The organism is Sphaerotilus sp., assembly GCF_031429695.1.
GTDB lineage: Bacteria > Pseudomonadota > Gammaproteobacteria > Burkholderiales > Burkholderiaceae_C > Sphaerotilus.
Genome location: NZ_JANPAB010000038.1, coordinates 31818 through 58800, shown reverse-complemented (window position 1 = coordinate 58800; position 26983 = coordinate 31818). Strand labels below are relative to the sequence as shown.

26 protein-coding genes and 1 tRNA gene are annotated in these 26983 nt (G+C 66.1%); 16 read left to right on the top strand and 11 right to left on the bottom strand.

Features of this window, described 5'->3' with window-relative positions:
• Nucleotides 1-630 precede the first annotated feature (630 nt).
• The 10 genes from RMP06_RS07325 to aceA form a co-directional block, all read right to left on the bottom strand.
• A tRNA-Pro gene (locus RMP06_RS07325) sits at nucleotides 631-707 on the bottom strand.
• A gap of 61 nt (nucleotides 708-768) precedes the next feature.
• Nucleotides 769-1242: a MerR family transcriptional regulator gene (locus tag RMP06_RS07320; protein ID WP_310461114.1), complete on the bottom strand. Its 474-nt coding sequence runs from the start codon at nucleotides 1240-1242 to the stop codon at nucleotides 769-771.
• Between the two features lie 53 nt (nucleotides 1243-1295).
• Nucleotides 1296-1649: an integration host factor subunit alpha gene (locus RMP06_RS07315; protein WP_310461113.1), complete on the bottom strand. Its 354-nt coding sequence runs from the start codon at nucleotides 1647-1649 to the stop codon at nucleotides 1296-1298.
• Nucleotides 1650-1705: 56 nt separating this feature from the next.
• Nucleotides 1706-4153, bottom strand: coding sequence for a phenylalanine--tRNA ligase subunit beta (gene pheT / locus RMP06_RS07310; protein ID WP_310461112.1), 2448 nt, complete (start codon nucleotides 4151-4153; stop codon nucleotides 1706-1708).
• Between the two features lie 50 nt (nucleotides 4154-4203).
• Entirely contained in the window at nucleotides 4204-5247 is a 1044-nt protein-coding gene (gene pheS, locus RMP06_RS07305; RefSeq protein WP_310461111.1) for a phenylalanine--tRNA ligase subunit alpha, read from the bottom strand.
• 100 nt (nucleotides 5248-5347) lie between these two features.
• Nucleotides 5348-5704, bottom strand: a complete 357-nt coding sequence (rplT, locus tag RMP06_RS07300; RefSeq protein ID WP_294000239.1) for a 50S ribosomal protein L20 — start codon at nucleotides 5702-5704, stop codon at nucleotides 5348-5350.
• Between the two features lie 27 nt (nucleotides 5705-5731).
• The gene (gene rpmI / locus RMP06_RS07295) at nucleotides 5732-5935 is read right to left on the bottom strand and encodes a 50S ribosomal protein L35 (RefSeq protein ID WP_293995415.1); all 204 of its coding nucleotides are present in this window, start codon (nucleotides 5933-5935) and stop codon (nucleotides 5732-5734) included.
• A 130-nt stretch (nucleotides 5936-6065) separates the two neighbouring features.
• Nucleotides 6066-6614 carry a translation initiation factor IF-3 gene (gene infC / locus RMP06_RS07290; protein ID WP_310461116.1) on the bottom strand — a complete coding sequence of 183 codons (549 nt, stop codon included), beginning with the start codon at nucleotides 6612-6614 and terminating at the stop codon, nucleotides 6066-6068.
• 86 nt (nucleotides 6615-6700) lie between these two features.
• A complete protein-coding gene (thrS, locus tag RMP06_RS07285) occupies nucleotides 6701-8620 on the bottom strand; it encodes a threonine--tRNA ligase (RefSeq protein WP_310461110.1) in 1920 nt (639 codons plus the stop codon).
• Nucleotides 8621-8892: 272 nt separating this feature from the next.
• A complete protein-coding gene (aceA, locus tag RMP06_RS07280) occupies nucleotides 8893-10209 on the bottom strand; it encodes an isocitrate lyase (RefSeq protein WP_310461109.1) in 1317 nt (438 codons plus the stop codon).
• A 285-nt stretch (nucleotides 10210-10494) separates the two neighbouring features.
• Here aceA and speB point away from each other — a divergent pair, with 285 nt between their 5' ends.
• The 4 genes from speB to RMP06_RS07260 are packed head-to-tail and all read left to right on the top strand — an operon-like array spanning nucleotide 10495 to nucleotide 13031.
• Entirely contained in the window at nucleotides 10495-11439 is a 945-nt protein-coding gene (gene speB / locus RMP06_RS07275) for an agmatinase (protein ID WP_409050118.1), read from the top strand.
• Nucleotides 11439-12200 (top strand): sulfite exporter TauE/SafE family protein, encoded by a 762-nt coding sequence (locus RMP06_RS07270; protein WP_310461108.1) that lies wholly within the window; start codon nucleotides 11439-11441, stop codon nucleotides 12198-12200. The genes speB and RMP06_RS07270 overlap by 1 nt, the downstream gene beginning before the upstream one ends.
• A gap of 10 nt (nucleotides 12201-12210) precedes the next feature.
• A complete protein-coding gene (locus RMP06_RS07265) occupies nucleotides 12211-12543 on the top strand; it encodes a DUF2322 family protein (protein ID WP_310461107.1) in 333 nt (110 codons plus the stop codon).
• A complete protein-coding gene (locus tag RMP06_RS07260) occupies nucleotides 12540-13031 on the top strand; it encodes a DUF1499 domain-containing protein (protein ID WP_310461106.1) in 492 nt (163 codons plus the stop codon). Before RMP06_RS07265 ends, RMP06_RS07260 begins: the two co-directional genes overlap by 4 nt.
• Here the strand turns inward: RMP06_RS07260 and RMP06_RS07255 are convergent.
• The gene (locus RMP06_RS07255) at nucleotides 13024-14742 is read right to left on the bottom strand and encodes a putative bifunctional diguanylate cyclase/phosphodiesterase (RefSeq protein WP_310461105.1); all 1719 of its coding nucleotides are present in this window, start codon (nucleotides 14740-14742) and stop codon (nucleotides 13024-13026) included. The two genes, RMP06_RS07260 and RMP06_RS07255, sit on opposite strands and share 8 nt — an antisense overlap.
• 104 nt (nucleotides 14743-14846) lie before the next feature.
• On the opposite strand from RMP06_RS07255, the gene RMP06_RS07250 reads away from it, so the two are divergent.
• The 12 genes from RMP06_RS07250 (at nucleotide 14847) to RMP06_RS07195 (ending at nucleotide 26975) form a co-directional block, all read left to right on the top strand.
• Entirely contained in the window at nucleotides 14847-15566 is a 720-nt protein-coding gene (locus RMP06_RS07250; protein ID WP_310461104.1) for a GNAT family N-acetyltransferase, read from the top strand.
• Nucleotides 15567-15626: 60 nt separating this feature from the next.
• Nucleotides 15627-16949 carry an omega-aminotransferase AptA gene (aptA, locus tag RMP06_RS07245; protein WP_310461103.1) on the top strand — a complete coding sequence of 441 codons (1323 nt, stop codon included), beginning with the start codon at nucleotides 15627-15629 and terminating at the stop codon, nucleotides 16947-16949.
• A 117-nt stretch (nucleotides 16950-17066) separates the two neighbouring features.
• Nucleotides 17067-18332 carry an NAD(P)/FAD-dependent oxidoreductase gene (locus tag RMP06_RS07240; protein ID WP_310461102.1) on the top strand — a complete coding sequence of 422 codons (1266 nt, stop codon included), beginning with the start codon at nucleotides 17067-17069 and terminating at the stop codon, nucleotides 18330-18332.
• 90 nt (nucleotides 18333-18422) lie between these two features.
• Entirely contained in the window at nucleotides 18423-19205 is a 783-nt protein-coding gene (locus tag RMP06_RS07235; protein ID WP_310461101.1) for a gamma-glutamyl-gamma-aminobutyrate hydrolase family protein, read from the top strand.
• A gap of 101 nt (nucleotides 19206-19306) precedes the next feature.
• Nucleotides 19307-20671 (top strand): glutamine synthetase family protein, encoded by a 1365-nt coding sequence (locus tag RMP06_RS07230; protein ID WP_310461100.1) that lies wholly within the window; start codon nucleotides 19307-19309, stop codon nucleotides 20669-20671.
• A gap of 35 nt (nucleotides 20672-20706) precedes the next feature.
• On the top strand, nucleotides 20707-22104 hold the full coding sequence (locus RMP06_RS07225; protein ID WP_310461099.1) for an aspartate aminotransferase family protein: 1398 nt from the start codon (nucleotides 20707-20709) through the stop codon (nucleotides 22102-22104).
• Nucleotides 22104-22385, top strand: a complete 282-nt coding sequence (locus tag RMP06_RS07220) for a chorismate mutase (RefSeq protein ID WP_310461098.1) — start codon at nucleotides 22104-22106, stop codon at nucleotides 22383-22385. Before RMP06_RS07225 ends, RMP06_RS07220 begins: the two co-directional genes overlap by 1 nt.
• Before the next feature lie 48 nt (nucleotides 22386-22433).
• Nucleotides 22434-22697 carry a hypothetical protein gene (locus tag RMP06_RS07215; RefSeq protein ID WP_310461097.1) on the top strand — a complete coding sequence of 88 codons (264 nt, stop codon included), beginning with the start codon at nucleotides 22434-22436 and terminating at the stop codon, nucleotides 22695-22697.
• A 41-nt stretch (nucleotides 22698-22738) separates the two neighbouring features.
• The gene (locus RMP06_RS07210; RefSeq protein WP_310461096.1) at nucleotides 22739-23107 is read left to right on the top strand and encodes a VOC family protein; all 369 of its coding nucleotides are present in this window, start codon (nucleotides 22739-22741) and stop codon (nucleotides 23105-23107) included.
• A 21-nt stretch (nucleotides 23108-23128) separates the two neighbouring features.
• On the top strand, nucleotides 23129-24622 hold the full coding sequence (locus tag RMP06_RS07205; RefSeq protein ID WP_310461095.1) for an aldehyde dehydrogenase: 1494 nt from the start codon (nucleotides 23129-23131) through the stop codon (nucleotides 24620-24622).
• A gap of 120 nt (nucleotides 24623-24742) precedes the next feature.
• Nucleotides 24743-25870, top strand: a complete 1128-nt coding sequence (locus RMP06_RS07200; RefSeq protein WP_310461094.1) for a polyamine ABC transporter substrate-binding protein — start codon at nucleotides 24743-24745, stop codon at nucleotides 25868-25870.
• Nucleotides 25871-25874: 4 nt separating this feature from the next.
• A complete protein-coding gene (locus RMP06_RS07195) occupies nucleotides 25875-26975 on the top strand; it encodes an ABC transporter ATP-binding protein (protein WP_310461093.1) in 1101 nt (366 codons plus the stop codon).
• Nucleotides 26976-26983 lie beyond the last annotated feature (8 nt).

Sequence of the window (26983 nt, the reverse complement as noted above, 5' to 3'; positions counted from 1 at the left end):
GCAGGTGGTGGAGTTGCAGGTGCGGGCCGCAGTGCTCAACCGCTTCACCCACTTGGGCACCCCGGTGACGCGGGCTGTGGCGTAACTCCGTCTGGGGTCAGGGGAAACTCAGCCTCGGCTGGGTTATGCAACAAAGCCCTTCGGGTGTACGTGGTGTACTTGGTGAACATGATTTGACCGCGCGGACCCTCAGAAAAAAAAGTCCGGGCCATCTGCGCCAAGTGCATCGTTCACCCGTGCGCCCTGTTGGCATAGGTACCGCTTGGTTTCTAACCTAGCGCGTTAATGATTTTGCCCCTCGGACTGCCATGTACCGGCACCGCTCAAGGCTGGCGCCAAGGTGATCGGGATGGCGGATGCATACCCTATTGGGTATCCATTACAACCTAGCGCGTTAATGATTTCCCCTCCCCGATCGGCTGGCGCTCTTCCTGGCTGGCGTCAGGCTGCTGGAGGTGATCGGCATGGCGACCATCTGGAGGCGTTGCGCGCAATGGTCCGGGCTGGCGTTGTACTGGCTGGCCGATCACAGCAAACGAGTTCTAGGCACCCAGTAGGCACCAAAACGCGAGTGAACCCCAGAAAGGCCAATGGGCTAGCTCCTTGTGAGAGCTAACCCATTGAATTCATTGGTCGGGACGGTGGGATTCGAACTCACGACCCCTTGCACCCCATGCAAGTGCGCTACCAGGCTGCGCTACGCCCCGACTGCTGAGAAGGTGATTGTATGCCGAAAATGGGCGTTCCGTCCAGTATCTGGCTGGCTTTTTAGTCGATGACGATGTCCGGGCTGCCGGTGTCCGGGTCGAGCAGCGCACGGATGGCGAGCAGTTCCTCGCGCAGACTGCGTGCACCGCTGCGCACCGGCGCGGCCAGCAATGGTGCCAGCGGCACGGCATCGACCCGGCCCCCGCCAAGAATCAGGTGTGGCGTGGACAGATCCTCGCCGACCAGCTCGTCGTCTTCGAGCGCACGGGTGGCGGCAGGACCGAGTTCCGCCAGCCGGTTGCGTGCACCGCTGATGGTGAAACCCTGCTCGTACAGCAAACCACGGATGCGCCGGATCAGCAGCACTTCGTGGTGCTGGTAATAACGGCGGTTGCCGCGCCGCTTGACCGGGCGAAGCTGCGCGAATTCCTGCTCCCAGTACCGCAGCACATGCGGCTTGACACCACACAGCTCGCTCACCTCACCGATGGTGAAGTAGCGCTTGTCGGGTATCGCGGGAAGCAGGATTTCCATTGCAAATCAATGGGTTCGGAGCGTCGAAGGAAGTCGGCAGGGTTGCGCCGACTTTACTCGAAGTCGCCTTCAGGGGGTATTTCGCCCTGCACCACGGCCTTGAGCTTGTGGCTGGCGTGGAAGGTGACGACGTTGCGGGCGCGGATCGGGATGGACTCGCCGGTGCGCGGGTTGCGGCCCGGGCGCGGGGCCTTGCGCCGGACCTGGAAGTTGCCGAAGCCCGACAGCTTCACGTCGTCCCCGCGGGCCAGCGACGCATGGACGAACTCGAAGAACGCCTCGACCATGTCCTTGGATTCACGCTTGTTCAGGCCGAGCCGCTCGAAGAGCAGTTCGGCCAGTTCGGCCTTGGTGAGCGTGGGCGCATCGTCGTCGTCGGGCAGCAGGAAGTCGCGTTCTTCATCCATGGGCGGTGGCCGTGCGGTGGGTCGGATCGTTCGGGCGTCGGTGCGGAGGCGTCGTGTCACGCGCCACGCAGACGGGCGCCCAGGCCACGTTGCACTGCGTCGAGTGCCGCCTTGACGGCCTCGTCGCTGCGGGCATCGGTGAGCGGCGCGTCATCATCCAGCAGTTCCAGGCGGATGGCCAGACTGCGCTCGCCTGGTTCGAAGCCAGCCGCGCCGGCCGCCGATCGGTAGACATCGAACAGCTTCGCGCTGCGCAGCAATCCCGCGGTGTCGGCGCCGAGCAGGCTGGCGATCACAGCGTCATGCCCGGCCGATTCACCCACGATCAGCGCAATGTCCCGCGTGACCGCCTGCTGGCGCGCCACGGTGGCATACACCGGCACGTCGCGGGCCAACAGCGCCGGCACGTCCAGCTCGAACAGCACCGGCGCGCCCTGCCCGGCCGGCAGCTCGTACGCCTGACGCCAGCGCGGGTGCAGCTCGCCAACGAAGCCGATGGCTTGACCCTCCAGCTCGACACGGGCGCAGCGGCCCGGGTGCATCGAGGGATGCTCGGCAGCGACGAAACGGGCCACACGCGGCGCGACCAGCGCCTCGACGTCGGCCTTCACATCGAAGAAATCGACCGACCGCTCCTTGACGCCCCACTGCACCGGTTCGACCGCGCCCCAGGCCAGACCGGCCACGCGCAGCGGCTGGTCGATGCCGACGACGCTCTGTTCGCTGGTCTGCACCGCGGCATTGCGCTTGAACACGCGGCCAAGTTCGAACACGCGCACCCGCGGCGCACGGCGCGTCAGGTTGTGCCGCAGCACCTGCACCAGACTGCCGATGAGGCTGGAACGCATCACCGACAGCGGCGCGGCGATCGGATTCAGCAGGCGGATCGGGTCCGGGTTGCCGGCGAGTTCGGTCTCCCAGCGTTCCTCGACAAACGAGAAGTTGATCGTTTCCTGGTAGTCCAGCGCGGCCACCGCACGGCGCAGCGCGTAACCACCGCGTTGGGCTTCCGGGCGCACACGGGCGGTCACCGGGGCAACCGGCGCGGTCAGCGGGAGCTGGTCGAAGCCGATGACGCGGATGACCTCCTCGATCAGATCCTCTTCGATCTCGATGTCGAAGCGCCAGCTCGGCGGCGTCACGGTCAGCACGCCGTCCGACTCGGTGAACGACAGGCCCAGGCGCGTCAGCACCTCGGCGCACTGCGCCTGCGTCACCGGCATGCCGATCACCTTGGCGGCGCGCGCCACGCGCAGCGCCACCGGCTTCTTCGCCGGCAGGTTCACGATCGCATCTGTCACCGGGCCGCAGGCGGTCGCCTCGCCGCCGCAGATCTGCTGGATCAACGCGGTGATGCGCTCGATGCGCTCCACGGTGTGGGCCGGATCGACACCACGCTCGTAGCGGTGGCCAGCGTCGGTGCTGAAGTTGTAGCGGCGCGAGCGACCGGCGACCGCGTCCGGCCACCAGAAGGCGGCTTCGACATAGACGTTGGTCGTGTCGTCGTTCACCGAGGTCGCATCGCCGCCCATGATGCCGGCGAGCGATTCGACCGCCTGCGTGTCGGCAATGACCCCGACCTGTGCATCGACGGTGATGGTGTTGCCGTTGAGCAGCTTGAGCGATTCACCCTCGCGACCCCAGCGCACGGTCAGGCCGCCGTGGATCTTGTCGAGGTCGAAGATATGCGTGGGCTGGCCGGTCTCGAACATGACGTAGTTCGAGATGTCCACCAGCGCGCTGACCGAGCGCTGGCCGCAGCGTGCCAGGCGATCGACCATCCACGCGGGCGTCCTGGCCTTGGTGTCGATGCCGCGGACGATGCGGCCGGAGAAGCGCCCGCACAGGTCGGGCGCCTCGACGGTCACGGGCAGCGTCTCGTCCAGCGTCTGCACGACCGGCGTGACGGGCAGCGCCTTCAGCGGCGCACCGGTCAGCGCGGCAACTTCACGCGCGACGCCGTAGACGCTCAGCGCATGGCCGAGGTTCGGTGTGAGCTTGAGCGTGAACAGCGTGTCGTCGAGGTTCAGGAACTGGCGGATGTCCTGGCCGATGGGCGCATCGGCGGGTAACTCCAGCAGGCCGCCGTGGTCTTCGGCCAGCTTCAGCTCGCGCGCCGAGCACAGCATGCCCTGGCTCTCGACGCCACGCAGCTTGCCCTTGCCGATCTTGAACGGCTTGCCGTCCTCGCCCGGCGGCAGTTCGGCGCCGACGGTGGCCAGCGGGATCTTGATGCCAGCGCGGGCGTTCGGGGCGCCACAGACGATCTGCAGCGGGCCATCCTTGCTGTGCGGGCCGGCGTCCACGGTGCAGACGCGCAGGCGATCGGCGTTCGGGTGCTGCTCGGCGGTGAGGATCTCGGCGACCACGATGCCAGTGAACGGCGGCGCGACCGGCTGGAGTTCTTCCACTTCCATGCCGGACATGGTGAGCAGGTCGGCGAGCTGTTGTGTGGTCAGGTCAGGGTTGCAGTACGCGCGCAACCACGATTCGGGGAATTGCATCTCAAGTGTCCTTGTCCAGGCTTGGGCGGTGGCGACGGCGGATCAGCGGGTCAGCGGAACTGGCCGAGGAAGCGCAGATCGCCCTCGAAGAACAGTCGCAGGTCGTTGACGCCGTAGCGCAGCATGGTCAGGCGGTCCGGCCCCATGCCAAACGCAAAGCCGATGTAGCGCTCAGGGTCGAGCCCGTAGTTGCGCACCACGTTCGGATGCACCTGCCCGGAGCCGGCCACTTCCAGCCAGCGCCCCTTGAGCGGCCCGGACGAGAAGGCGATGTCCACCTCGGCCGACGGCTCGGTGAACGGGAAAAATGACGGACGGAAGCGCAGTTGCAGGTCGTCCGTCTCGAAGAAGGTGCGGAAGAAATCGGTGAAGACGGCCTTCAGATCCTTGAACGACACGTTCTCGCCGATCCACAGGCCTTCGCACTGGTGGAACATCGGCGAGTGCGTCGCGTCGCTGTCCACGCGGTAGGTGCGGCCCGGCGCGATGACGCGGATCTCGGGCATCGGGTCTTTCCCGGCGTGCGCGGCGGCGTGCTGGCGGGCGTAGCGGACCTGCATCGGCGAGGTGTGAGGACGCAGGCACAGCGGGCGGCCGGCCTCGTCGTTCATGTCCACGTAGAACGTGTCCTGCATCGAACGCGCCGGGTGGTTCTCCGGGTTGTTCAGCGCGGTGAAGCTGTACCAGTCGGTCTCGATTTCCGGACCATCGGCGACGTCGAAGCCCATGGAGCCGAAGATCTGCTCGATGCGCTCCAGCGTGCGCGATACCGGGTGCAGTCCGCCCACGCTGCGGCCACGGCCGGGCAGCGTCACGTCGAGCGCCTCGGCCTTCAGCTGCGCCTGCAGCTCCGCTTCGGCGAGCGCCTGGCGGCGGGCGGTGAGCGCGGCTTCGATGCGCTGCTTGGTCTCGTTGATGGCGGCGCCGCGGGTCTTCTTCTCTTCGGGCGTGAGCTTGGCCATGCCCTTGAGCAGCTCGGTCACCTGGCCGGACTTGCCGGTGTAGCGCGCCTTGGCGTCTTCGAGCTGGGCGGGGGTGAGCGCGGCGGCAAAGTCGGCTTGCGCGGCCTGCACGAGTTGATCGAGATCGTTCATCGGGAGACTGGGGTAGACAGACAAGAAAAAAGGCCGAACGCAGTGTCGGCCTTTTTCGTGTGACGCGGGAGCCGGCTTGCACCGGCCCGGCGCGTCAGGCTCAAGCGAGCTGGGCCTTCACCTTCTCGACGATGCTGCCGAACGCGGCAGGATCGTTGACGGCCAAGTCGGCGAGCACCTTGCGGTCCACGTCGATGCAGGCCTTCTTCAGACCGGCCATGAACTTGCTGTAGGTCAGACCCAGCGCGCGCGAACCGGCGTTGATACGCGCAATCCACAGGCGGCGAAATACACGCTTCTTGGCACGGCGGTCACGGTACGCGTACTGACCCGCCTTCATCACCGCCTGTTTGGCGATCCGATAGACGTTCTTGCGGCGACCGCGGAAACCCTTGGCAAGGGCGAGAACTTTCTTGTGACGAGCGCGGGCGGTAACACCACGTTTGACGCGAGGCATGTGATGACTCCTTCGTGTTGTGGTGGATTACAGACCGGCGAACGGCAGCATCTGTGCCATGTGACCCATGTTGGTCTCATGCACAGCGGTCGTTCCACGCAGGTGGCGCTTGGTCTTGGTGGACTTCTTGGTCAGGATGTGACGCTTGAAGGCGTGACCGCGCTTGACGGTGCCACCGGGACGGACGCGAAAACGCTTCTTCGCGCCACTCTTGGTCTTCATCTTGGGCATGACTGCTCCTTGGGGTTGTTCCTGCGAGGCGGCATGAAACGACTCATGCACTTTGGGGCCTGCGGGCACTGAGGGGCGCAGCGACCAAACCGCACCCACTCAAATTGCTTGCTGCTACCGACGAGTCGGCTTACTTCTTGCGCTTGGGCGCCAGCACCATGATCATCTGGCGGCCTTCGAGCTTGGGCATGTGCTCGACGAGCGACACATCGGTCAGCTCATCGCGCACACGCTCCAGCAGGCGCATGCCGATGTCCTGGTGCGTGATTTCACGACCACGGAAACGCAGCGTGACCTTGCCCTTGTCGCCATCTTCCAGAAAGCGGCGCAGGTTGCGCATCTTGATGTTGTAGTCGCCTTCGTCCGTGCCGGGACGGAACTTGACTTCCTTGACATCGATGACGTGCTGCTTGGCCTTCGCCTCGGCCGCGCGCTTCTGCTCCTGGTACTTGAACTTGCCGTAGTCCATCAGGCGGCACACCGGCGGCTGGGCCGTGGGCGAGATTTCCACCAGATCGACATCACCATCGGCCGCCAGTCGCAGGGCTTCCTGGATGCTGACGACGCCAAGCGGCTCGTTCTCAGGTCCGTTCAAGCGGACTTCCAGGGCAGTGATCTCGCGGTTCAGGCGGTGCTTGCGCTCGGCGTTCGGCGTTCGGCGGTCAAGAAAGGTAGCGATGGTGAGATTCCTTCAGGGGCACACAGCCCGATAACCAAAGATTCGCGCCCCGGCAAGGGAAAAGAAAACCGACAGCGCGAATCCCGTCACCGGAGGGTGGAGAGGTCCGCTGCGATTTTCTGGGAGAAGGCTTCCAGAGCCATCACCCCGAGGTCCTGGTTGCCTCGGGCGCGCACTGCGACGGTTCCTGAGGCCCTTTCCTTGTCACCGACAACGAGCAGGTACGGAACCTTCTGCAAAGAATGCTCGCGGATTTTATACGTGATTTTTTCGTTGCGCAAATCCAAGGACACCCTAAGTCCTTGTTTTTGCAGCGCTTTGACCACGTCGCGGGCGTAATCGGCTTGGACATCGGTGATGTTGAGCACCGACACCTGCACCGGAGCCAGCCAAGTGGGCAATGCGCCAGCGTGCTGCTCGATCAGGATGCCGATGAATCGCTCCAGACTACCGACGATCGCGCGGTGCAGCATGATGGGGTGGTGGCGGATGCCATCTTCGCCCACGAATTCGGCGCCCAGCCGCTCGGGCATGTTCGGATCGACCTGGATGGTGCCGCACTGCCAGGGGCGGCCCAGCGCATCCTTCAGGGTGTATTCGATCTTCGGACCATAGAAAGCGCCCTCGCCCGGCAGGTACTCGAACTCGCAACCCGACGCGCGCAGACCTTCTGCCAATGCATGTTCGGCACGGTCCCAGCTTTCTTCCGAGCCGATGCGCTTGTCTGGCCGGGTAGAGAGCTTGTAAATGATGTCCGTGAAACCGAAGTCCCGGTAGACCTTCTGCAGCAGCGTCGTGAAGGCGACCACCTCGGCCTGAATCTGGTCCTCGGTGCAGAAGATGTGGCCATCGTCCTGCGTGAAGGCACGCACCCGCATGATGCCGTGCAGGCCGCCCGAAGGCTCATTGCGGTGGCACTGGCCGAACTCGCCGAAGCGCAGCGGCAGGTCCCGGTAGCTCTTGATGCCCTGCTTGTAGATCAGGATATGGCCGGGGCAGTTCATCGGTTTCAGCGCGTAGTCACGCTTCTCCGACTCGGTCACGAACATGTTTTCCCGGTACTTGTCCCAGTGGCCCGTCTTCTCCCAGAGGCCCTGATCGAGGATCTGCGGACCCTTGACCTCCAGATAACCGTTGTCCCGGTAGACCTGACGCATGTACTGCTCGACCTGCTGCCAGAGCGTCCAGCCCTTCGGGTGCCAGAACACGGTGCCGGGCGAATGTTCGTCGATGTGGAACAGGTCCAGCTCGCGGCCCAGGCGGCGGTGGTCGCGCTTCTCGGCTTCTTCGAGGCGCGTCAGGTACTTCTGCAGGTCGTCCTTGGTGGCCCAGGCCGTGCCGTAGATGCGCTGCAGCATCTCGTTGCGGTGGTCGCCACGCCAGTAGGCACCCGCCACCTTCATCAGCTTGAAGAACTTCAGCTTGCCGGTCGAGGGCACGTGCGGGCCACGGCACAGGTCGGTGAACGCCCCTTCAGCGTAGAGCGACACGTCCTGGTCCGCCGGGATGCTCTCGATGATCTCGGCCTTGTAGGCTTCGCCGATGGACTTGAAGTAGGCCACGGCGTCGTCACGCGGCAGCACGCTGCGCACCACTGGTTCGTCCTTGGCCGCCAGTTCGCCCATCCTCTTCTCGATGGCGGCGAGGTCGTCGGGCGTGAAGGGACGCCTGTACGAGAAGTCGTAGTAGAAGCCGTTCTCGATCACCGGGCCGATGGTGACCTGCGCCTCCGGGAACAGCGACTTGACGGCGTAGGCCAGCAGGTGGGCGGTCGAATGGCGAATGACCTCCAGGCCGGCATCGTCCTTGGCGGTGATGATGGCCAGGCATTCATCGGCCTCGATGCGGTGGCTCGTGTCGACCACGCGGGCCGCGTCGCCCGTGCCGACACGACCGGCGAGCGCAGCCTTGGCCAGACCGGCACCGATGGAGGCAGCCACGTCGGCCACGGTCACCGGACCGGGGAATTCACGTCGGGAACCGTCGGGGAGCTGGATGGAAATCATCGCTGGAAACCTTGAAAACAAAAAAGCGCGGGGACGCCGCGCTTTCCTGGGGGACTCGGTGGAAGAGCCGCGGCTGGCCTGTCAGACCTCGGAGGTCGGGGAGGTGGTAGTTCGCGGTGTCATAACCAGAGTGCCTTTCCCGTGTCTTGTGCAGCAAATGAGCCGACAAGTCTAACCGAACCCCGAAAAAAAACCCCGAAGCTCACACCGCGGGGCAATTCAAAAACAGAACTCCAACTGGCCATTCCGTCACGGAATGGCCCCTCCACAGGTCAGTGGAACTGCTCTTCTTCGGTCGAGCCGGTCAGCGCCTTGACCGAGGACGAACCGCCCTGGATCACGGTGGTGACGTCGTCGAAGTAGCCGGCGCCGACTTCCTGCTGGTGCGACACGAAGGTGTAACCCTTGTCGCGGGCCGCGAATTCCTGCTCTTGCACTTGTTCCACGTAGTGCTTCATGCCTTCGCCGCGGGCGTAGGCATGGGCGAACTGGAACGTGTTGTACCAGTTGATGTGGATGCCGGCCAGCGTGATGAACTGGTACTTGTAGCCCAGCGCGGACAGGTCTTCCTGGAACGTGGCGATCTGCTTGTCGTTGAGGTTCTTCTTCCAGTTGAACGACGGCGAGCAGTTGTACGACAGCAGCTTGCCCGGGCAGGCGCCGTGGACGGCTTGCGCGAATTCACGGGCGAAGCCAATGTCCGGCACGCCGGTTTCGCACCACACCAGATCGGCGTAGGGTGCGTAGGCGACACCGCGGCTGATGGCTTGCTCCAGACCGTTCTTGACGCGGTAGAAGCCTTCAGGCGTGCGCTTGCCGGTCAGGAAAGGCTTGTCGTTGGCGTCGTGGTCGGAGGTGATCAGGTTGGCGGCTTCGGCATCGGTACGGGCCAGCACGATGGTCGGCACGCCCATGACGTCGGCAGCGAAGCGGGCCGAAATCAGCTTCTCGATGGCTTCATGGGTCGGGACCAGCACCTTGCCACCCATGTGACCGCACTTCTTGACGGCAGCAAGCTGGTCTTCGAAGTGGACGCCGGCCGCACCCGACGCGATCATGTTCTTCATCAGCTCGAAGGCGTTCAGCACGCCGCCGAAACCGGCTTCCGCATCCGCGACGATCGGCAGGAAGTAGTCAACGAAGTTCTCGTCGCCCGGATTGATGCCACGCGACCACTGGATCTCGTCTGCGCGCTTGAAGGTGTTGTTGATGCGACGCACCATCGTCGGCACCGAGTCATAGGCGTACAGCGACTGGTCGGGGTACATCGTTTCCGACGTGTTGCCGTCCGCGGCGACCTGCCAGCCCGACAGGTACACGGCTTCGAGGCCGGCCTTGGCCTGCTGCATGGCCTGGCCTGCGGTGATCGCGCCGAAGGCATTGACGTAGCCCTTCTTGGCGCCGCCGTTGACCTTGTCCCACAGCACCTTGGCACCGTTCTGGGCCAGCGTGTACTCGGGCTGCATGCTGCCGCGCAGACGCACCACGTCGGCGGCGCTGTAGCCGCGCTTCACCAGCTTCCAGCGGGGGTTTTCAGCCCAGTCTTTTTCGAGGGCGGCAATCTGTTGTTCGCGGGTCAGCTTGGTCATGGAACGCTCCGGTTTATGGCGAATTGGATGGCTCCAGCTTAGCGGCAGCCCGCCAGAACGAGAAGACTTATGTCTTATATAAGACATATTTCTATGATCAATAAAATCAACAACTTAGGTACAAAATTCCATGATGTGGAATTTTACTTCTCACGATGAAAAATTTTGATGCAATGCAACATTGCAATTTTTCATGATGTGGAATTGACTTCAGTGTCATGAAAACACCGGGCTGCGCGGTGGCCTGCGGCACACTGGCGCCCTGCCCGATCCGCATCGAACGCCATGACCGACTTCGCCTTCCTCAGCGCCCACAGCTTCCTCAAGGTTCCGATGGGGCCGCAAGACCGCGGTGCCCGCCCCTTCGGCCTGGCCGGCATCGCCTGGGACGGCAGCGTCACCAACCGCCCCGGCGCCCGCATGGCCCCCCGCGCGATCCGCGAGGCCAGCCACATGCTGTGCGACGGCACACACCCCTTGTTCGATGTCTCGCCGGCCGACCTGCTGTGTGACCTCGGCGACCTGCCACTGCCCAACACCAGCCTGGAACGCATGCGTGCGGCGCTGGTGCCGCAGGTCAGCGCCCTGCTCGCGCAGCAGCGCCACATGGTCTGGCTCGGCGGCGACCATTCGGTGACGCTGCCGCTGCTGCGTGCCTACCGGGCGCACTTCGGGCAGCCCCTGGGCGTGCTGCATTTCGATGCACATTGCGACACCTGGGAGGACCATTTCGGCGAGCCCAGCGGTCACGGCACCTGGGTCTACGAGGCCATCCAGGAAGGGCTGGTGCTGCCGCAAGCCTTTGCGCAGATCGGCATCCGCAGCCCCGGCCAGCGCGAAGCGCGGGAGCATGTGCGCGACCAGGGCGGCCTGATCTGGACCGCCCGCGACCTGCGCGGCCTGGAAAACGCGGTGCAACTCGACACGGTTATCCAGACGCTGCGCCTGCGCTGGGCCTCCTGCGGCAATCCACCGCTTTACCTGAGCTTCGACATCGACGCGCTCGACCCCGCCTTCGCACCCGGCACCGGCACGCCCGAGCCGGGTGGCCTGACGACGAACCAGGCGCTCACGCTGATCGAAGAGCTGGCCGGCGAGCGTTGGGTCGGCATGGACTGTGTCGAGGTGTCTCCGCCCTACGACCACGCCGAGCTGTCCAGCCATGCCGCGGCCAGCATCGTCTGGACCTACCTGTCCGGTCAGGCTGCCCGCCACTGCGTACAGCCCTGATGGACACCGCACACGGGGCCTTGCTGCTGCTGGCCGCCTTCGCTGCGGGGGTGCTCAACGCCATTGCGGGCGGCGGCAGCTTCCTCACCTTCCCGGCACTGGTCTTCACCGGCCTGCCGCCGATCATGGCGAACGCGACCAGCGCGGTGGCCGTCAGTCCCGGCTATCTGGGCAGCACGCTCGGATTCCGGGCGGAGTTGTCCGCGCTGCCCCGCGAACGTCTGGTCCGCGAAGGCCTGATCTGCGCGGTCGGCGGTGTGGGCGGGGCCTTGCTGCTGCTGGTGACGCCGGCCAAGGTGTTCTCGGTCGCGGTGCCGTGGCTGCTGCTGTTCGCCACCGTCCTGTTCGCGTTCGGGCCGCGGCTGGTCGCGGCGCGAGCCCGGCGAGGCTCCGACGACCTGCATCCCACCGCGCAGGCGCTCGGCCTGTTCGCGGTGGCGGTCTATGGCGGCTACTTCAACGGCGGACTCGGCATCCTGTTGATGGCGCTCTACACGCTGACGGGCGAAACCCGCGTCAACACGGCCAATGCGCTGAAGAACCTGAACTCGCTCGTGCTGTCGCTGCTGTCCGTGGCAGCTTTTGCCTGGGCGGGCGCGATCCACTGGCCACAGGCACTGGTGATGATGGTGGCCGCCACGGCGGGCGGATTCGCGGGCGCCCGGCTCGCGCTGCGCCTTCCCGCTGCCACCGTGCGCGCTGCGGTGGTCGTCACCGGACTGGTGATGGCCGCGGCCTTCTTCGCGCGACAGTGGCAGTAGCATGGCAGCCATGAACTTCTCTGACACGCTCAAGACCCTGCCCGGCATTGCCCATCTGGCCGGCCTGCAACTGCTCGACCAGGACGGCGCCGTCGTCGCTACGCTCGACAACCGCCCCGGCCAAGCCGGCTCGGTCGCCGTGTACCACGCGCTTGCCCAGCGCCACGGCGTGGTCAACGCCCCTGCCGCCCTTGACGGCCTGGCCCTCTACGCCGAGCACACCGCCAATGCCCACGCCTTCCCCGGCAAGCACCCGAACATCGACCGGCTGGTGGCCATCGCCGCCGGCGCTCTCGGGCCGCTGCAGGTTCGTCTACTCCACACGGAAAGCCCACGCCCATGAAAACCATCGTCCTCGTGCTGCTCAGCCTGGTCGCTGCCCTGCTGACCGGCGCCCGCTTCGGGCTGCTGAACGGCCAGCGGCCGGGCGATCTGGGCGTCACGAACGGCCGGCTCAAGCCGCCGTCGCCGACACCCAACAGCGTCAGCAGCCAGGCGCCGCTCTACCCGACACACCCGCAGCTCGGCTACGCCTCGATCCCGCCGCTGCCGCAACGCGGCGGCAGCGCCGCCACGTCGCTGCAGGTGCTGGTGGAGGTGTTGCAAGGGATGCCCGGCGTCACCGTGATCGAACGGCGTCCGGACTACCTCTACGCCCAGGCGCAGACGCGCTGGCTGCGCTTCGTGGACGACGTCGAGTTCTGGGTCGACCCGGCCTCGGGCGCCATCGAGGTACGCAGCGCCAGCCGGCTAGGGCGCAAAGACTTCGGCGTGAACCGGCAGCGGATCGACGCCGTGCGGGCCGCCTATCTCGCCGCGCCGCTCAGATGACGAACGGGCTGGGCACCGCTTCGCCGACGCGGCTGGAGGGGCTGCCGCTGGTGCGCTGGCTGACGAAGGACACGAAGGTGTCGAAAGGCAGCGGTCGCCCGTAGCCGAAGCCCTGCACCATGTCGCAGTGCATGCGGCGCAGCATCGCCATCTCCGCCTCGGTTTCGGCACCCTCGGCCACCACATCCATCGACAGCGCATGGGCCAGGCCCACCAGGCTGCGCACGATGGTCTTGCTGGCCGCCTTGGCACACATGTCGCGCACGAAGGAGCGGTCGATCTTCAGCGTACTGACCGGGAAGCGCGCCAGATAGGCAAACGACGAGTAGCCGGTGCCGAAGTCGTCGATGCTGATGCGCACCCCCAAGGCCGAGAGTTCCGCCAGCACCCGGCCGCTGACCTCCACGTCACGCATCAGCGCACCCTCGGGAATCTCGATCTCCAGCAGCGTGGCCGGCACCCCCCAGCGCAGCAGCGCCGCCGACACATTGCCCGCGAGCTGCACATCGGCCAGTCCCTCCACCGAGAGGTTGATGCTCACGGGCAACTGGTGGCCGAGGTTCATCAGGTCGCGCTGCAGGCGCAGCGCCTCGTCCAGCACCCAGCGGTCCAGCTCGACCATCAGGCCGCATTCCTGTGCCATCGGCAGGAAGTCCGCCGGCGACAGGGGCCCCCGCTCGGCATGGCGCCAGCGGATCAGCGCCTCGGCGCCGACCACATGGCCGTCCTTCAGGCGCCCCTTGGGCTGCAGCGCCAGCGAGAGGCCGTCGCTGTCGCCGTTGCGCTGCAGCGCTGCACGGAAGTCCCCTTCGAGCGCGGCGCGCAGACGACCGGCCGCTTCCAGCCGGTCATCGAAGAGCACCACCGGTTCGCCCGCATTGCGCTTGGCGCAGCGCAAGGCCAGCGCCGCACGCCGCAGCAGCCCTTCCGGCGCATGGCCGTGGTCCGGCGCGCTGACCACACCGAAGGCCGCACCCAGCCGGAAATGCTGGCCGCGCATCGTCACCGTCTCGCCCAGCCGGGACGCCAGCGCATCAATGCGCTCATGCAGGGCCACGCCAGTCGCCGGGGTGAGCAGCACGAATTCGACGCCGTTGAGCCGGTACAGGTGCTCCTGGTCCCGGGTCACCGATTGCAGGCGCGAGGCGATTTCCATCAGCGCCAGATCGCCCTGCGAGTGGCCCAGCGAGTCGTTGATGGAGTTGAAGCGGCGCAGCCCGAACAGCACCAGCGAAAACGCCTCGTGCCGGTCGATCAGGGCCGTGATGTCCTGCTCCATGGCACGCTGGTTGCCCACGCGGGTGAGCGGATCACGCAGCGCTTCCTGCGCGAGCTGGAACTGGCGCACGACCGACTCGGTCGCATCGTTGGCCAGCGACATCATCCCGCCCTCGTGCGGATAGACACGCACCATCAGCCAGCGCTGCACCGCGGTCGAGTAGCCGATCGCCATGCGCGGCTGGCCGTCGCGGCGACAGGCTTCGATAGTCTCGAAGAAGATCGAGCGGCGAAAGCCAGGGTGGTAGTCGAAGGGGGTCTTGCCGATCACCTGCTCGGCCCGAAGGCCCATGCCGCGCAGGTAGACCTCGTTGCAGTAGCGCACCACCCATTGCGCATCGACATGCACGATCGATTCGCCGACACCCGCCAGAAGTCTGGTCAGCTGGCATCCCGTAGATACAAAATCACACAACTGCTGACTCGATTTCATCAATTCCAGCTCCTGCACAAGTCCAGCACACCCGACCCAAGTCGGCACAGCCCACGGTGGTGTAGAACCCGGGCGTGTTCCCAACCCGGCAAGTCCGCCACCCCATGCCAACCGACTTCCATGACCTGACCGCACGCCTGACCTCGGTCTACAGCAAGCGTCTGGCCCTGCGCCCGGTGTGCCTGTCCGACACCTGGCCGCTGTTCGACGCGACCCGGCACCCGTCCTTCAACCAGCACCTGCTCTGGGATCAACCGGGCAGCGAATGGGAGGTATATCGACGTGTGGAAGCCGTCGTTGAAGCGACGCGGAACGGCAAGATGGCCTCGGTTTCGGCCGTACTCAAGGAGACCGGGGCGTGGGTTTCCCTGTTTCGGTTCCAGCCGGCGGGTGGCGAGGACGCCGAGGAGACGCTGGAGATGGGCCTGTGGACCCACGCCCGTTACTGGCACGGGCGGTTCAGTCTGGAACTCGGGCGCATGTGCGTGGACGCGGCGTTCCAGCAGCCCGGCGTGCAGCGGCTGATCGGCATCACCTCGACCGACAACCGCAGCTCGCGCCAGCTCATGCAGCTGGTGGGGCTGCACCTGCGCGGCGAGTCGCTGCGCGACAGCGAGTCCGGCGCGTCACGGCCATCGCTGGTGTTCGAGGTGGACCGCGCGACCTGGCAGCGCCGGCGACGGGCGCAGGCCTTTGCCGCATACGAGGACGGGGATCCGGCGTCCAGCAGATCCGCCGGCGTCGCCAGTGGCACGTCGTCCAGCGCGGCGTGGTGGGCAACGATGACGGCGCGGCCGGTGGAGTCGGCGCAGTCCGCTACTTGACCGCGCGCAGCACCAGCACGGAGACTGGGGCCTGCTGCCACCCGAACCCCACACGCCGCCATGACCACGCCCGACCACGACCCGCGCCTCGACGCCTACTGGATGCCCTTCACCGCCAACCGCCAGTTCAAGCAGGCGCCGCGCCTGCTGACACGCGCCGAAGGCATGCACTACTGGACCGACGAGGGCCGCCAGATCCTCGATGGCGTGGCCGGGCTGTGGTGTGTCAATGCCGGCCATGCACGGCCGAAGATCGTGCAGGCCATCCAGCAGCAGGCCGCCGAGATGGACTACGCGCCGCCGTTCCAGATGGGCCATCCCAAGGCGTTCGAGCTGGCCGACGCACTGGCCAAGCTGGCCCCGCCGGGGCTGAACCGCGTGTTCTTCACCAACTCCGGCTCGGAGGCGGTCGACACCGCGCTGAAGATGGCGCTGGCCTACCACCGCGTGCGCGGCGAGGGCAGCCGCACCCGCCTGATCGGCCGTGAGCGGGGCTACCACGGTGTCAACTTCGGCGGCATCTCGGTCGGCGGCATCGTCACCAACCGCAAGATGTTCGGCCCGCTGCTGTCCGGCGTCGACCACCTCCGCCACACCCACGACCCGGCCCGCAACGCTTTCAGCGTCGGGCAGCCGGCACACGGCGCCGATCTGGCCGACGATCTGGAGCGCCTGGTCGCGCTGCACGACGCCTCGACCATCGCCGCCGTCATCGTCGAGCCGATCGCGGGATCGACCGGCGTGCTGATCCCGCCACAGGGCTATCTGCAGCGCCTGCGCCAGATCTGCGACCAGCACGGCATCCTGCTGATCTTCGACGAGGTCATCACCGGCTTCGGTCGCACCGGCCAGCCCTTCGCGGCGCAGACCTTCGGTGTCACGCCCGACATGATCACCGCGGCCAAGGGCATCACCAACGGCAGCGTGCCGATGGGCGCGGTGTTCGTGCAGCAAGCGATCCACGACACCTTCATGCAAGGCCCGGCACACGCCATCGAGTTCTTCCACGGCTACACCTATTCCGCGCATCCGCTGGCCTGTGCGGCCGGGCTGGGCACGCTGGCCACCTATGCCGAGGAGGGCCTGCTGACCCGCGCCACGGCGATGGCCGACACGTTCGCGCAGGCGCTGCACGGCCTGCGCGGGCTGCCGCATGTGGTCGATATCCGCAACTTCGGGCTGGTCGGCGGCATCGAACTGGCGCCGCGGCCGGGCGAGCCGGGCAAGCGGGCGTTCGACGTCTTCCTGGATTGCTTCGCGCAGGGCGTGATGATCCGCACCACCGGCGACACCCTCGCGCTGTCGCCCCCGCTGATCATCTCGGCCGACCAGATCGGGCAGATCGTCGAAACCGTGTCGAAGGCCATTGGCCGCGTGGCGTGACATCGTTGGCAAGCTTGGCCACAATGGGCTGAACAACGTCCTGGGGAGGTCCGCCTGAGTCGCTCGCTGCTTGCCACCGATCTGGCCCTGTCCCGGCATTCCTGGTATGCCGACGGTGTGACGCGCCCCCCGGCCCACCCACCGCTGCAAGGCGAGGTGCGGGCCGATGTGGCGGTGGTGGGTGGCGGACTGGCCGGCTTGTCGGCGGCCCTGGAACTGGCCCAGCGCGGCCGCTCGGTGGTGTTGCTCGAAGGCCAGCAACTCGGCTGGGCAGCGTCGGGGCGCAACGGCGGCCAGGCGCTGCCGGGACTCGCCTGCGACATGGCCGACATCGAGGCCCAGCTCGGCCTCGGCGATGCCCGCCGCGTCTGGGCCATGACGATCGAGGCGCTGACCTTGATCCATGCCCGCCGCGACCGCCACCGCATTGCCTGCGACTGGCAGTCCGGCGCACTGACGGTGGCGGTGAACGCCCGCAAGTCCCGCGCGCTGCGCGGCTGGGTCGATCGCATGGCCGAGGTCTACGACTACCGCCAGCAGTGGCTCGACAAGGCGGAGCTGCCACTGCACATCCGCAGCGCCCGCTATGACAGCGGCGTCTATGACCGCCGCAGCGGCCATCTGCACCCGCTGAAGTACGCACTGGGTCTGGCCAATGCGGTATGGCAGAACGGTGCTCGGCTGTACGAGTCCTCGGCAGTCACGAGCCTGGAGCGCCACCGCGGCGTCACCCTGCTGCGCACGGCGCAGGGACAGGTGCTGGCCGATCAGGTCCTGCTGGCGGGCAATGTGCATCTGCCCAGCCTGCCCGGCCTGCCGGTCGCACCGGGCGCCCGCATCATGCCGGTGGGCACCTATGTGGCCGTGACGGAGCCACTGGCCCCGGCGCAGATGGATGCGCTGCTACCGACCCGCGCAGCGGTCTGCGACAACAACTTCTCGCTCGACTACTTCCGCCCCACCGCCGACCAGCGCCTGCTCTACGGCGGCAAGGTCAGCTACAGCACCGTGACACCGCCGCACCTCGCGGCCCGGATGCGCGCCCACATCGTGCGCACCTTCCCGAGCCTGTCGCACACGCCGATCACCCACGCCTGGGGCGGCTTCGTGGACATCACGCGGAACCGCGCACCCGAATTCGTGCGCCTGCCCGCGGACGGAGCGGCCAGCGCACCGATCTACCTGGTGCAGGGCTTCTCCGGCCACGGCCTGGCGCTGACCGGGCTGGCCGGCAAGCTCGTCGCCGAGGCCATGTGCGGGGACGCCGGCCGATTCGATGTCTTCAGCCGCCTGCACCACCGCCCCTTTCCGGGCGGAGCGCGCCTGCGCACGCCGTCGCTGGTACTTGGAATGCTCTGGTACCGACTGAAAGACCTGCTGTGACCTCGCCAATCCTCGACACGGCCTCAGGGGGAACCCGGTGACCAGCGCCGAAATGGTGCTGGCACACTGCATGCAATGGTTTCATTTCCAATGACCCACCTGCCCCCGTCCCGCTCGCGACCTCCCGTGGTCCTGGTTCCGGCCTGCAACCGGATGCTCGGACAGCATCCCTTCCACATTGCCGGCAAGAAGTACCTCGACGCCGTGCGGCTGGCCGGCGCCTTGCCGCTGGTCGTGCCGTCCGCGACACCCGAGGAACTCGACACCCTGCTCGATCTGGCCGACGGCGTGCTGCTGACCGGCTCGCCCTCGAATGTCCACCCGGGCCATTTCGGCGAGGTGGTCCACGATCCGTCGCTACCACTGGACGCCGTGCGCGACGCCTGGACGCTGCCGCTGATCCCGAAGGTGATCGCGCGCGGCATCCCGCTGCTGGCGATCTGCCGCGGTTTCCAGGAAACCAATGTGGCGCTCGGTGGCTCGCTGCACCAGGCCGTGCAGGAGGTAGCGGGCCTGCACGACCACCGGGCACGCAGTGACGACCCGGTCGAGGTGCAATACGGCTTCTCGCACCCCGTGCAGGTGCAGCCCGGCGGACTGCTGGCGCGTGTGCTCGCCGGCGACGAGGTGATGGTCAACAGCGTCCACGGCCAGGGCGTGCGCCGCCTGGCCGACGGGCTGCGCATCGAGGCGCTCGCGCCCGACGGGCTGGTCGAGGCGTTCTCGGTGGTGAACAGCCCCGGCTTCGCGCTCGGCGTTCAATGGCATCCGGAATGGCAGGCGGCTGACAACCCGGTCTCCCTGGCGATGCTGCGCGCCTTCGGTGCGGCCTGCCAGGACTACCGCGACTTGCACCGGCCACCGAGCCGCTGAACCGTCCCCACCACGGGCGGAACAGGAACCCCGACGCCCAGCCGCTCCGGCGGCGCGTGTCCGTTCCTGTCCGCACCCCGAGACGAACCCGGCACACCCCCATGAACACCCGCAAGCACTTCACCTTCAGTGACCTCGAACACTGGCTCAACGAGCGCCGCGTCACCGAGATCGAATGCCTCGTCCCCGACCTGACGGGCGTGGCGCGCGGCAAGATCCTGCCCCGCCAGAAATTCACCGAAGACCGCGGCATGCGCTTGCCCGAGGCGGTGGTCGCCATGGGCGTGACGGGGGAATTCCCAGAAGAAGGCCCGTACTACGACGTGATCAACCCCACCGACCGCGACATGCACCTGCGCCCCGACCCGGCCACCGTGCGCATCGTGCCGTGGGCGACCGACCCGACCGCGCAGGTCATCCACGACTGCTACGACAAGGACGGCAAGATAGTGCCGTTCGCGCCGCGTTCGGTGCTGCGCCGGGTCTGCGACCTGTTCGATGCCGAGGGCTGGAACCCGGTCGTGGCACCCGAGCTGGAGTTCTACCTCGTCGCCCGCAACACCGACCCCGACATGCCGCTGAAGCCCCCGATCGGCCGCAGCGGGCGCGCCGAGACCTCGCGCCAGGCGTATTCGATCGACGCCGTGAACGAGTTCGACCCGCTGTTCGAGGATGTCTACTCCTACTGCGAGCAGATGGAGCTGAACGTGGACACGCTGATCCACGAGATCGGCGCCGGGCAGATGGAGATCAATTTCTTCCATGACCACCCGCTGCAGCTCGCCGACGAGGTCTTCTTCTTCAAGCGCACGCTCAGAGAAGCCGCGATGCGCCACAACATGTTCGCCACCTTCATGGCCAAGCCGATCGCTGGCGAGCCGGGCAGTGCGATGCACATCCACCAAAGCATCGTGGACGCAAGCGGCCAGAACATCTTCAGCAACCCGGACGGCACGGCCAGCAAGGCGTTCTACTGGTACATCGGCGGGCTGCAGAAGTACATCCCCTCGGCGATGGCGCTGTTCGCACCGTACGTCAACAGCTACCGCCGCCTGTCGCGCTTCACGGCTGCGCCGATCAACATCCAGTGGGGCACCGACAACCGCACCGTCGGCATCCGCTCGCCCGTGGCGTCACCGGCCGCACGGCGGATCGAGAACCGCGTGATCGGCGCCGACGCGAACCCGTATGTGGCGCTGGCGGCGACGCTGGCCTGTGGCTACCTCGGCATGAAAAACCAGATCGAGCCGACGCCCGAGTGCAAGGGCGATGCCTACCTCGGGGATTACCAGTTGCCGCGCAGCCTGGGCGAGGCGCTGGAGAAACTGCGCAGCGAGAAGGCGCTGGCGGAGGTGCTCGGCGAGTCCTTCATCACCGTCTACACCGAGATCAAGGAGATCGAGTACGCCGAGTTCATGAAGGTGATCTCGCCGTGGGAACGCGAGCACCTGCTGCTGCACGTCTGACCTGCCCGGCACCCGATCGACACAAGGACACGCCCATGACGACCACCCCGACCCGCACCACCGCCGACTGGCAAGCCGCCGACGCCGCCCACTTCCTGCACCCCTTCACCGACTTCCAGCAGCTCGCGCAGAAGGGTTCGCGCATCATCACGAAGGCCGACAACCTCTACCTCACCGACAGCGAGGGCCACCGCCTGTTCGACGCGATGAGCGGCCTGTGGTGCGTCAACGTCGGCTACGGCCAGCAGGCGCTGATCGACGCAGCCACGCACCAGATGAAGGAACTGCCCTTCTACAACAGCTTCTTCCAGACCACCACGCCGCCCGCCGTCGAACTCGCGCAACTGCTCGCCGAGGTCACGCCGCCGCAGTTCCAGCACGTGTTCTATGCCGGCTCCGGCAGCGAGGGCAACGACACCGTGGTGCGCATGGTGCGGCGCTACTGGGATCTGCAGGGCCAGCCCGAGCGCCAGGTCATCATCAGCCGCTGGAATGGCTACCACGGCTCGACGATGGCCGGTGCCTCGCTCGGCGGCATGAAATACATGCATGCGCAAGGCGGCCTGCCCATCCCCGGCATCACCCACATCGACCAGCCGCACTGGCTCGAACACGGCGCCGGCATGACCCGCGACGCGTTCGGCCTGGTCGCAGCCGGCTGGCTGGAACAGAAGATCCTCGACGTCGGCCCGGACAAGGTCGCCGCCTTCATCGGCGAGCCAGTGCAGGGCGCAGGCGGCGTGATCGTCCCACCGGCAACCTACTGGCCCGAGATCCAGCGCATCTGCGACAAGTACGACATCCTGCTGGCCAGCGACGAGGTGATCTGCGGCTTCGGGCGGACAGGCCACTGGTTCGGCTGCGAGACCATGGGCACGAAGCCGGACCTGATGACCTTCGCCAAGGGCGTGACCTCGGGCTACATCCCGCTCGGCGGCGTGATGGTCGGCGAGCGCGTCGCCAAGGCGCTGATCGAGCAAGGCGGCGAGTTCGAACACGGCTACACCTACAGCGGCCATCCGGTCGCCTGCGCCGTGGCGATCGCCAACATCAAGCTGATCCAGTCGCTGAAGCTGGTCGAGCGGGTGCGCGACGAGACCGGGCCGTATCTGGCCGCCCAGTTCGCCAAACTCAACGACCACCCGCTGATCGGCGAGACGCAGACCTGCGGGCTGATGGCGTCGATGCAGCTCGTCAAGGCCAAGGACCGCGGCGACGGGCATCCGTTGATGTTCGATGCCGCGCTGGGCGTCGGCATGCTCTGCCGCGGCCACTGCTTCGGCAACGGGCTGGTGATGCGCGCGGTCGGGGACCGGATGATCATCGCGCCGCCGCTGGTGATGACGGTGGCGCAGGTGGATGAGCTGATGGGGTTGATCTGGCGGTGTCTGGATTTGACGCTGGGGGATGTGCGGGCGCGGGGGTGGGTGTGATGCACGAACTCGACGCCCTGCGCACGCGCATCGACACCATTGACGAACAGATCATCCAGTTGCTGGCTGATCGGTTCCGGGTCACGGAAGAGGTGGGACTGCTCAAGAAGCGGTATCAATTGCAGGCCGTCGATCCGCAAAGGGAGACTGCGCAGGCCGAGAACTTCCGAGCCATGGCCGAAGCCCATCAGCTCGACCCCGATTTGGTGCAGCACATTTTTGCCTGTGTCATTCAGGAGGTCGTGTCACGCCATCGTGCCTTGTCAGGCGCCACAGAATGACGCGCCGCAACGGCCTTCGAATCATCAGCGCAAGAAAGGCAACCCGTCATGAAAAAGGCATCTACGACAATGGCTGACCAAGAAATCCCGGAACTGAAGCGCGACCAACTGGGCAAAGGCGTTCGAGGCAAATACCTGAAGCACTTCGTGCAGAGCAGCAACGTGGTGGTGCTGCAGCCTGAAATTCAAAAAGCGTTTCCGACATCTGAAGCGGTCAACAAGGCATTGGCTAGCATGCTGGCTTTTGCCAAAGAAACGCAGGGTCTCACGAGCCGCCCAAGCCGGCCACCGCGCAAACGCGCCGCCGTTTGAAATTCCCGTGTTCTTCATGCAGCACCGCAGCCAAACACCCGATGCCGGACCTCCAGATCACTGAAATCAAGGCGTTCGTTCCATCAAAGGACTTCGCGCTGTCCAAGCAGTTCTACCAGGATCTTGGCTTCAAGATGGCCTTTGAAGGTGGTGGCATCGCACACTTTCATTTTGGCGGCGCCAGCTTCCTGCTCCAGGATTTCTGCGCAGAATCTTTTGCCGAGAATTTCATGATGCATCTCCTGGTCGAGGATGTGGATTCCTGGTGGGACCAGATCCAGGCGAGTGGCGTGCTCACCAAGTACGGGGTCCGCGTCACCGCACTGGAAAACCAGCCGTGGCGCATGCGGGATTTCTGTCTCTACGATCCGTCGGGCGTTCTTTGGCGCATCGGACAGAACCTGGATTGATCACGCAAGACCGGAGCACGCATGAACACCCCCCCCTCCTGGCACGACCGTGCCGCCGCCCTCACCCTCGACGGCCGCGCCCTGATCAACGGCCAGCGCACCACCAGCGCCAGCGGCGAGACCTTCGACAAGCACTCGCCGATTGACGGCCGTCGCCTCGGTGCCATTGGTCGCGGGCAGACGGCCGACATCGACGCCGCCGTCGCCTCGGCCCGCGCCGCGTTCGAGGACGGCCGCTGGGCGCACCAGCCGCCCGCCGCGCGCAAGAAGGTGCTGCAGCGCTTCGCCGAGGGGATCCTGTCCCACCGCGACGAACTCGCGCTGCTGGAGACGCTCGACATGGGCAAGCCGATCCAGTTCTCGCGCAGCGTCGATGTGCCGGCCGCCGCGCGCACCATCGCCTGGTACGCCGAGGCGATCGACAAGGTGTACGACGAGATCGCGCCGACCGGCCGCAACGCGCTGGCGCTCATCACCCGCGAGCCGATGGGCGTGGTCGGCGTGATCGTGCCGTGGAACTACCCGATGATCATGGCCGCCTGGAAGCTCGGGCCGGCGCTGGCCACGGGGAATTCGGTCGTCATGAAGCCCAGCGAAAAGTCGCCGCTGACTGCGTTGCGGCTGGCCGAGATCGCGCTGGAAGCCGGTTTGCCGCCAGGGGTGTTCAACGTCGTGCCGGGCTACGGCCACGAAGCCGGCGAGGCGCTCACGCTGCACATGGACGTGGACGCGATCGGCTTCACCGGCTCGACCCGCACCGGCCGGCGCATGCTCGACTACGCCGGGCGATCCAACCTCAAGTGCGTCTACAACGAACTCGGCGGCAAGTCGGCCTTCCTCGTCTTCCCCGACCACCGCGACCCGGCCAAGGCGGCGCGCACCGTCGCCGGCAGCCTGTTCTTCAACCAGGGCGAGTCCTGCAACGCGCCGTCGCGGGTGCTGGTCCACGAATCGATCGTCGACGAGTTCGTGGCGACCGTCACCGCCGAGATGCCGCAGTACCAGCCCGGCGACCCGCTCGACCCGGCCACGGTCATGGGCGCCTTGGTCGATGAAGGCCAGATGCGCAGCGTGCTGGGCCACATCGACGCCGGCCGCTCGGAAGGCGCGGTCTGCCATGGCGGCCGGCAGGTACGCACCGAGACGGGCGGCTTCTACGTCGAGCCGACCGTGTTCGACCACGCCACCAACGCCATGCGCATCGCCCGCGAGGAGATCTTCGGGCCGGTGCTGTCGGTGATCCGTTTCTCGACCGAAGAGGAAGCCGTGCGGCTGGCCAATGATTCGCCCTACGGTTTGCAGGCCAGCGTCTGGAGCCACGACCTCAACCGCGCCCACCGCGTGGCACGTGCCTTGCGTGCCGGCACGGTGCATGTGAACCAGTACGACGAGGACGACATCACCGTGCCCTTCGGTGGCTACAAGCAGAGCGGCAACGGCCGCGACAAGTCGCTGCACGCGCTGGAAAAATACACCGAGCTGAAGACCACCTGGCTCAGGTTGGACGATGCGTGAAGGCGCATCCTCCAGCGTGACGAAATGACGGAAGCTCGGGCCATAATCCCGCCGCACGCAGGGGCATTCCTGCGCCAGCACCAACCGTTACCACTGCCCCCCCCCACTTCTGGAGCACTCATGAACCTGTTGTCCTCCCGGCCCGCCAAGGCCCTGAATGTCCTGGTCGCCGCTGTCGCGGTGCTGTGCTCGGCGGGCGCGCGCGCCGAGGAAGAAAAGGTCCTGAACATCTACAACTGGTCGGACTACATCGCCGAAGACACGGTCAAGAACTTCGAGAAGGAAACGGGCATCAAGGTCCGCTACGACAACTTCGATTCCAACGAAGCCCTGCACGCCAAGCTGATCGCCGGCAAGACGGGCTATGACATCGTGGTGCCCGGCTCGAACTGGGCCAAGTCGCAGATCGAGGCCGGCCTGCTGATGAAGCTCGACAAGAGCAAGCTGACCAACCTCGCCAACCTCGACCCCGCCATCCAGGCCCAGCTCGCCAAGATGGACCCGGGCAACGAGTACCTCGTGGACTGGCTGTGGGGCTACACCACGGTGGGCATCAACGTGGACAAGGTCAAGGCGGCGCTCGGCAGCCAGCCCTTGCCCGACAACGCCTGGGATCTCATCTTCAACCCGGCCTATGTCGGCAAGCTCAAGGGCTGTGGTGTGGCGGTGCTGGACACGCCGTCGGAAATCCTGCCGCTGGCGCTGAACTACCTCGGCAAGGATCCGCACAGCAAGAACGCCGACGACTACAAGGCCGCGGCCGAGATGCTCAAGAAGATCCGCCCGTCGGTGACACGTTTCGTCGGCTCGGGTTCGGACTACATCGAGCAGATGGCCAAGGGGCAGATCTGCGCGGTGGTGGGCTGGTCGGGCGACATCATGATCGCCAAGGACAAGTCCACCGCGGCCAAGAAGCCGCAGAACCTGCAGGTGATGCCACCCAAGAACGGCGGCCTGCTGTTCTTCGACACGATGGCCATTCCCAAGGATGCCAAGCACCCCGAGAACGCGCTCAAGTGGATTAACTACATCCTGAAGCCCGAGGTCCACGCGTCGCTGACCAACAAGGTCTTCTACGCCAACCCGAACAAGGCATCGCTGAAGTTCGTCAAGCCGGAACTCGCCAAGGACACGACCGTGTTCCCGGATGAAGCCACGCTGGCCAAGATGATCCCGCCCGGCACGCCCGACCAGGCCACCCGCAAGCTGATCACCCGCACCTTCACCAACTTCAAGTCCGGGCGCTGACACCATGACGACGGCCAAGGAGGACAGCGCCTTCCTGCGGATCGATGCCGTGGTGAAGGAGTTCGGGGATTTCCGGGCGGTGGACCAGGTGAGCCTGGACATTGCCAAGGGAGAAATCTTCGCGCTGCTCGGCTCGTCGGGCTGCGGCAAGAGCACCTTGCTGCGCATGCTCGCCGGCTTCGAGTCGCCGACCTCCGGGCGCATCGTGCTCAACGGGCAGGATCTCGCGGGCAAGCCGCCCTACGAGCGCCCGGTGAACATGATGTTCCAGTCGTATGCGCTGTTTCCCCACATGACGGTGTGGGACAACATCGCCTTCGGGCTGAAACGTGACGGCCTGCCTTCGGGCGAGGTCACCACGCGGGTCGAGGAGATGCTGCGCCTGACCCAGCTCGGCAAGCTCGCCAAGCGCAAGCCGCACCAGCTCTCCGGTGGCCAGCAGCAGCGGGTCGCACTCGCCCGCAGCCTGGCCAAACGACCACAGTTGCTGCTGCTGGACGAACCACTGGGGGCGCTCGACAAGAAGCTGCGCGAGGCGACGCAGATCGAGCTGGTCAACATCATCGAGACGGTCGGCGTGACCTGCGTGATGGTGACGCACGACCAGGAGGAAGCCATGACGATGGCCTCGCGCATCGCGGTGATGAGCGAAGGCCGTTTCCTGCAGGTCGGCAGTCCCTCGGACATCTACGAGACGCCGACCACCCGCTTCGTCGCCGACTTCATCGGCAATGTCAACCTCACCGACGGCACCATCACCGTGGACGAGGCCGACCACGCGCATGTGCAGTGCCCGGATTTCACCCACTACATCGGCCACGGCATCACCGGCTACCTCGGCCAGCCGGTGACGGTGGCCGTGCGGCCCGAGAAGATCTCGGTCAGCAAGGACAGGCCCGAGGGCGCAATGAACCAGGTGCGCGGCATCGTCAAGGAGATGTCCTACTTCGGCGACAGCACGCTCTACCACCTGGAACTGGCCAGCGGCGCGCGCTTCAAGGTCACGGTCGAGAACGACAGCCGCGACCGCTCCGATGCGCCGACCTGGGGGGATGCCGTCTGGGCGCACTGGCAGCCGTCCGCCCAGGTCGTGCTGACGCAATGACAGGCCAG

What these genes read in the sequence shown, in the direction of transcription:
- pheS (WP_310461111.1), bottom strand. Translation starts at nt 5,247, where the DNA reads ATGAACGATCTCGATCAACTCGTGCAGGCCGCGCAAGCCGACTTTGCC.
- RMP06_RS07265 (WP_310461107.1), top strand. Translation starts at nt 12,211, where the DNA reads ATGAACTTCTCTGACACGCTCAAGACCCTGCCCGGCATTGCCCATCTG.
- rplT (WP_294000239.1), bottom strand. Translation starts at nt 5,704, where the DNA reads ATGCCTCGCGTCAAACGTGGTGTTACCGCCCGCGCTCGTCACAAGAAA.
- RMP06_RS07225 (WP_310461099.1), top strand. Translation starts at nt 20,707, where the DNA reads ATGACGACCACCCCGACCCGCACCACCGCCGACTGGCAAGCCGCCGAC.
- RMP06_RS07210 (WP_310461096.1), top strand. Translation starts at nt 22,739, where the DNA reads ATGCCGGACCTCCAGATCACTGAAATCAAGGCGTTCGTTCCATCAAAG.
- RMP06_RS07215 (WP_310461097.1), top strand. Translation starts at nt 22,434, where the DNA reads ATGAAAAAGGCATCTACGACAATGGCTGACCAAGAAATCCCGGAACTG.
- RMP06_RS07200 (WP_310461094.1), top strand. Translation starts at nt 24,743, where the DNA reads ATGAACCTGTTGTCCTCCCGGCCCGCCAAGGCCCTGAATGTCCTGGTC.
- RMP06_RS07195 (WP_310461093.1), top strand. Translation starts at nt 25,875, where the DNA reads ATGACGACGGCCAAGGAGGACAGCGCCTTCCTGCGGATCGATGCCGTG.
- aceA (WP_310461109.1), bottom strand. Translation starts at nt 10,209, where the DNA reads ATGACCAAGCTGACCCGCGAACAACAGATTGCCGCCCTCGAAAAAGAC.
- speB (WP_409050118.1), top strand. Translation starts at nt 10,495, where the DNA reads ATGACCGACTTCGCCTTCCTCAGCGCCCACAGCTTCCTCAAGGTTCCG.
- RMP06_RS07255 (WP_310461105.1), bottom strand. Translation starts at nt 14,742, where the DNA reads ATGAAATCGAGTCAGCAGTTGTGTGATTTTGTATCTACGGGATGCCAG.
- RMP06_RS07230 (WP_310461100.1), top strand. Translation starts at nt 19,307, where the DNA reads ATGAACACCCGCAAGCACTTCACCTTCAGTGACCTCGAACACTGGCTC.
- RMP06_RS07235 (WP_310461101.1), top strand. Translation starts at nt 18,423, where the DNA reads ATGACCCACCTGCCCCCGTCCCGCTCGCGACCTCCCGTGGTCCTGGTT.
- RMP06_RS07260 (WP_310461106.1), top strand. Translation starts at nt 12,540, where the DNA reads ATGAAAACCATCGTCCTCGTGCTGCTCAGCCTGGTCGCTGCCCTGCTG.
- RMP06_RS07250 (WP_310461104.1), top strand. Translation starts at nt 14,847, where the DNA reads ATGCCAACCGACTTCCATGACCTGACCGCACGCCTGACCTCGGTCTAC.
- aptA (WP_310461103.1), top strand. Translation starts at nt 15,627, where the DNA reads ATGACCACGCCCGACCACGACCCGCGCCTCGACGCCTACTGGATGCCC.
- RMP06_RS07220 (WP_310461098.1), top strand. Translation starts at nt 22,104, where the DNA reads ATGCACGAACTCGACGCCCTGCGCACGCGCATCGACACCATTGACGAA.
- pheT (WP_310461112.1), bottom strand. Translation starts at nt 4,153, where the DNA reads ATGCAATTCCCCGAATCGTGGTTGCGCGCGTACTGCAACCCTGACCTG.
- RMP06_RS07205 (WP_310461095.1), top strand. Translation starts at nt 23,129, where the DNA reads ATGAACACCCCCCCCTCCTGGCACGACCGTGCCGCCGCCCTCACCCTC.
- RMP06_RS07315 (WP_310461113.1), bottom strand. Translation starts at nt 1,649, where the DNA reads ATGGATGAAGAACGCGACTTCCTGCTGCCCGACGACGACGATGCGCCC.
- thrS (WP_310461110.1), bottom strand. Translation starts at nt 8,620, where the DNA reads ATGATTTCCATCCAGCTCCCCGACGGTTCCCGACGTGAATTCCCCGGT.
- rpmI (WP_293995415.1), bottom strand. Translation starts at nt 5,935, where the DNA reads ATGCCCAAGATGAAGACCAAGAGTGGCGCGAAGAAGCGTTTTCGCGTC.
- RMP06_RS07270 (WP_310461108.1), top strand. Translation starts at nt 11,439, where the DNA reads ATGGACACCGCACACGGGGCCTTGCTGCTGCTGGCCGCCTTCGCTGCG.
- RMP06_RS07320 (WP_310461114.1), bottom strand. Translation starts at nt 1,242, where the DNA reads ATGGAAATCCTGCTTCCCGCGATACCCGACAAGCGCTACTTCACCATC.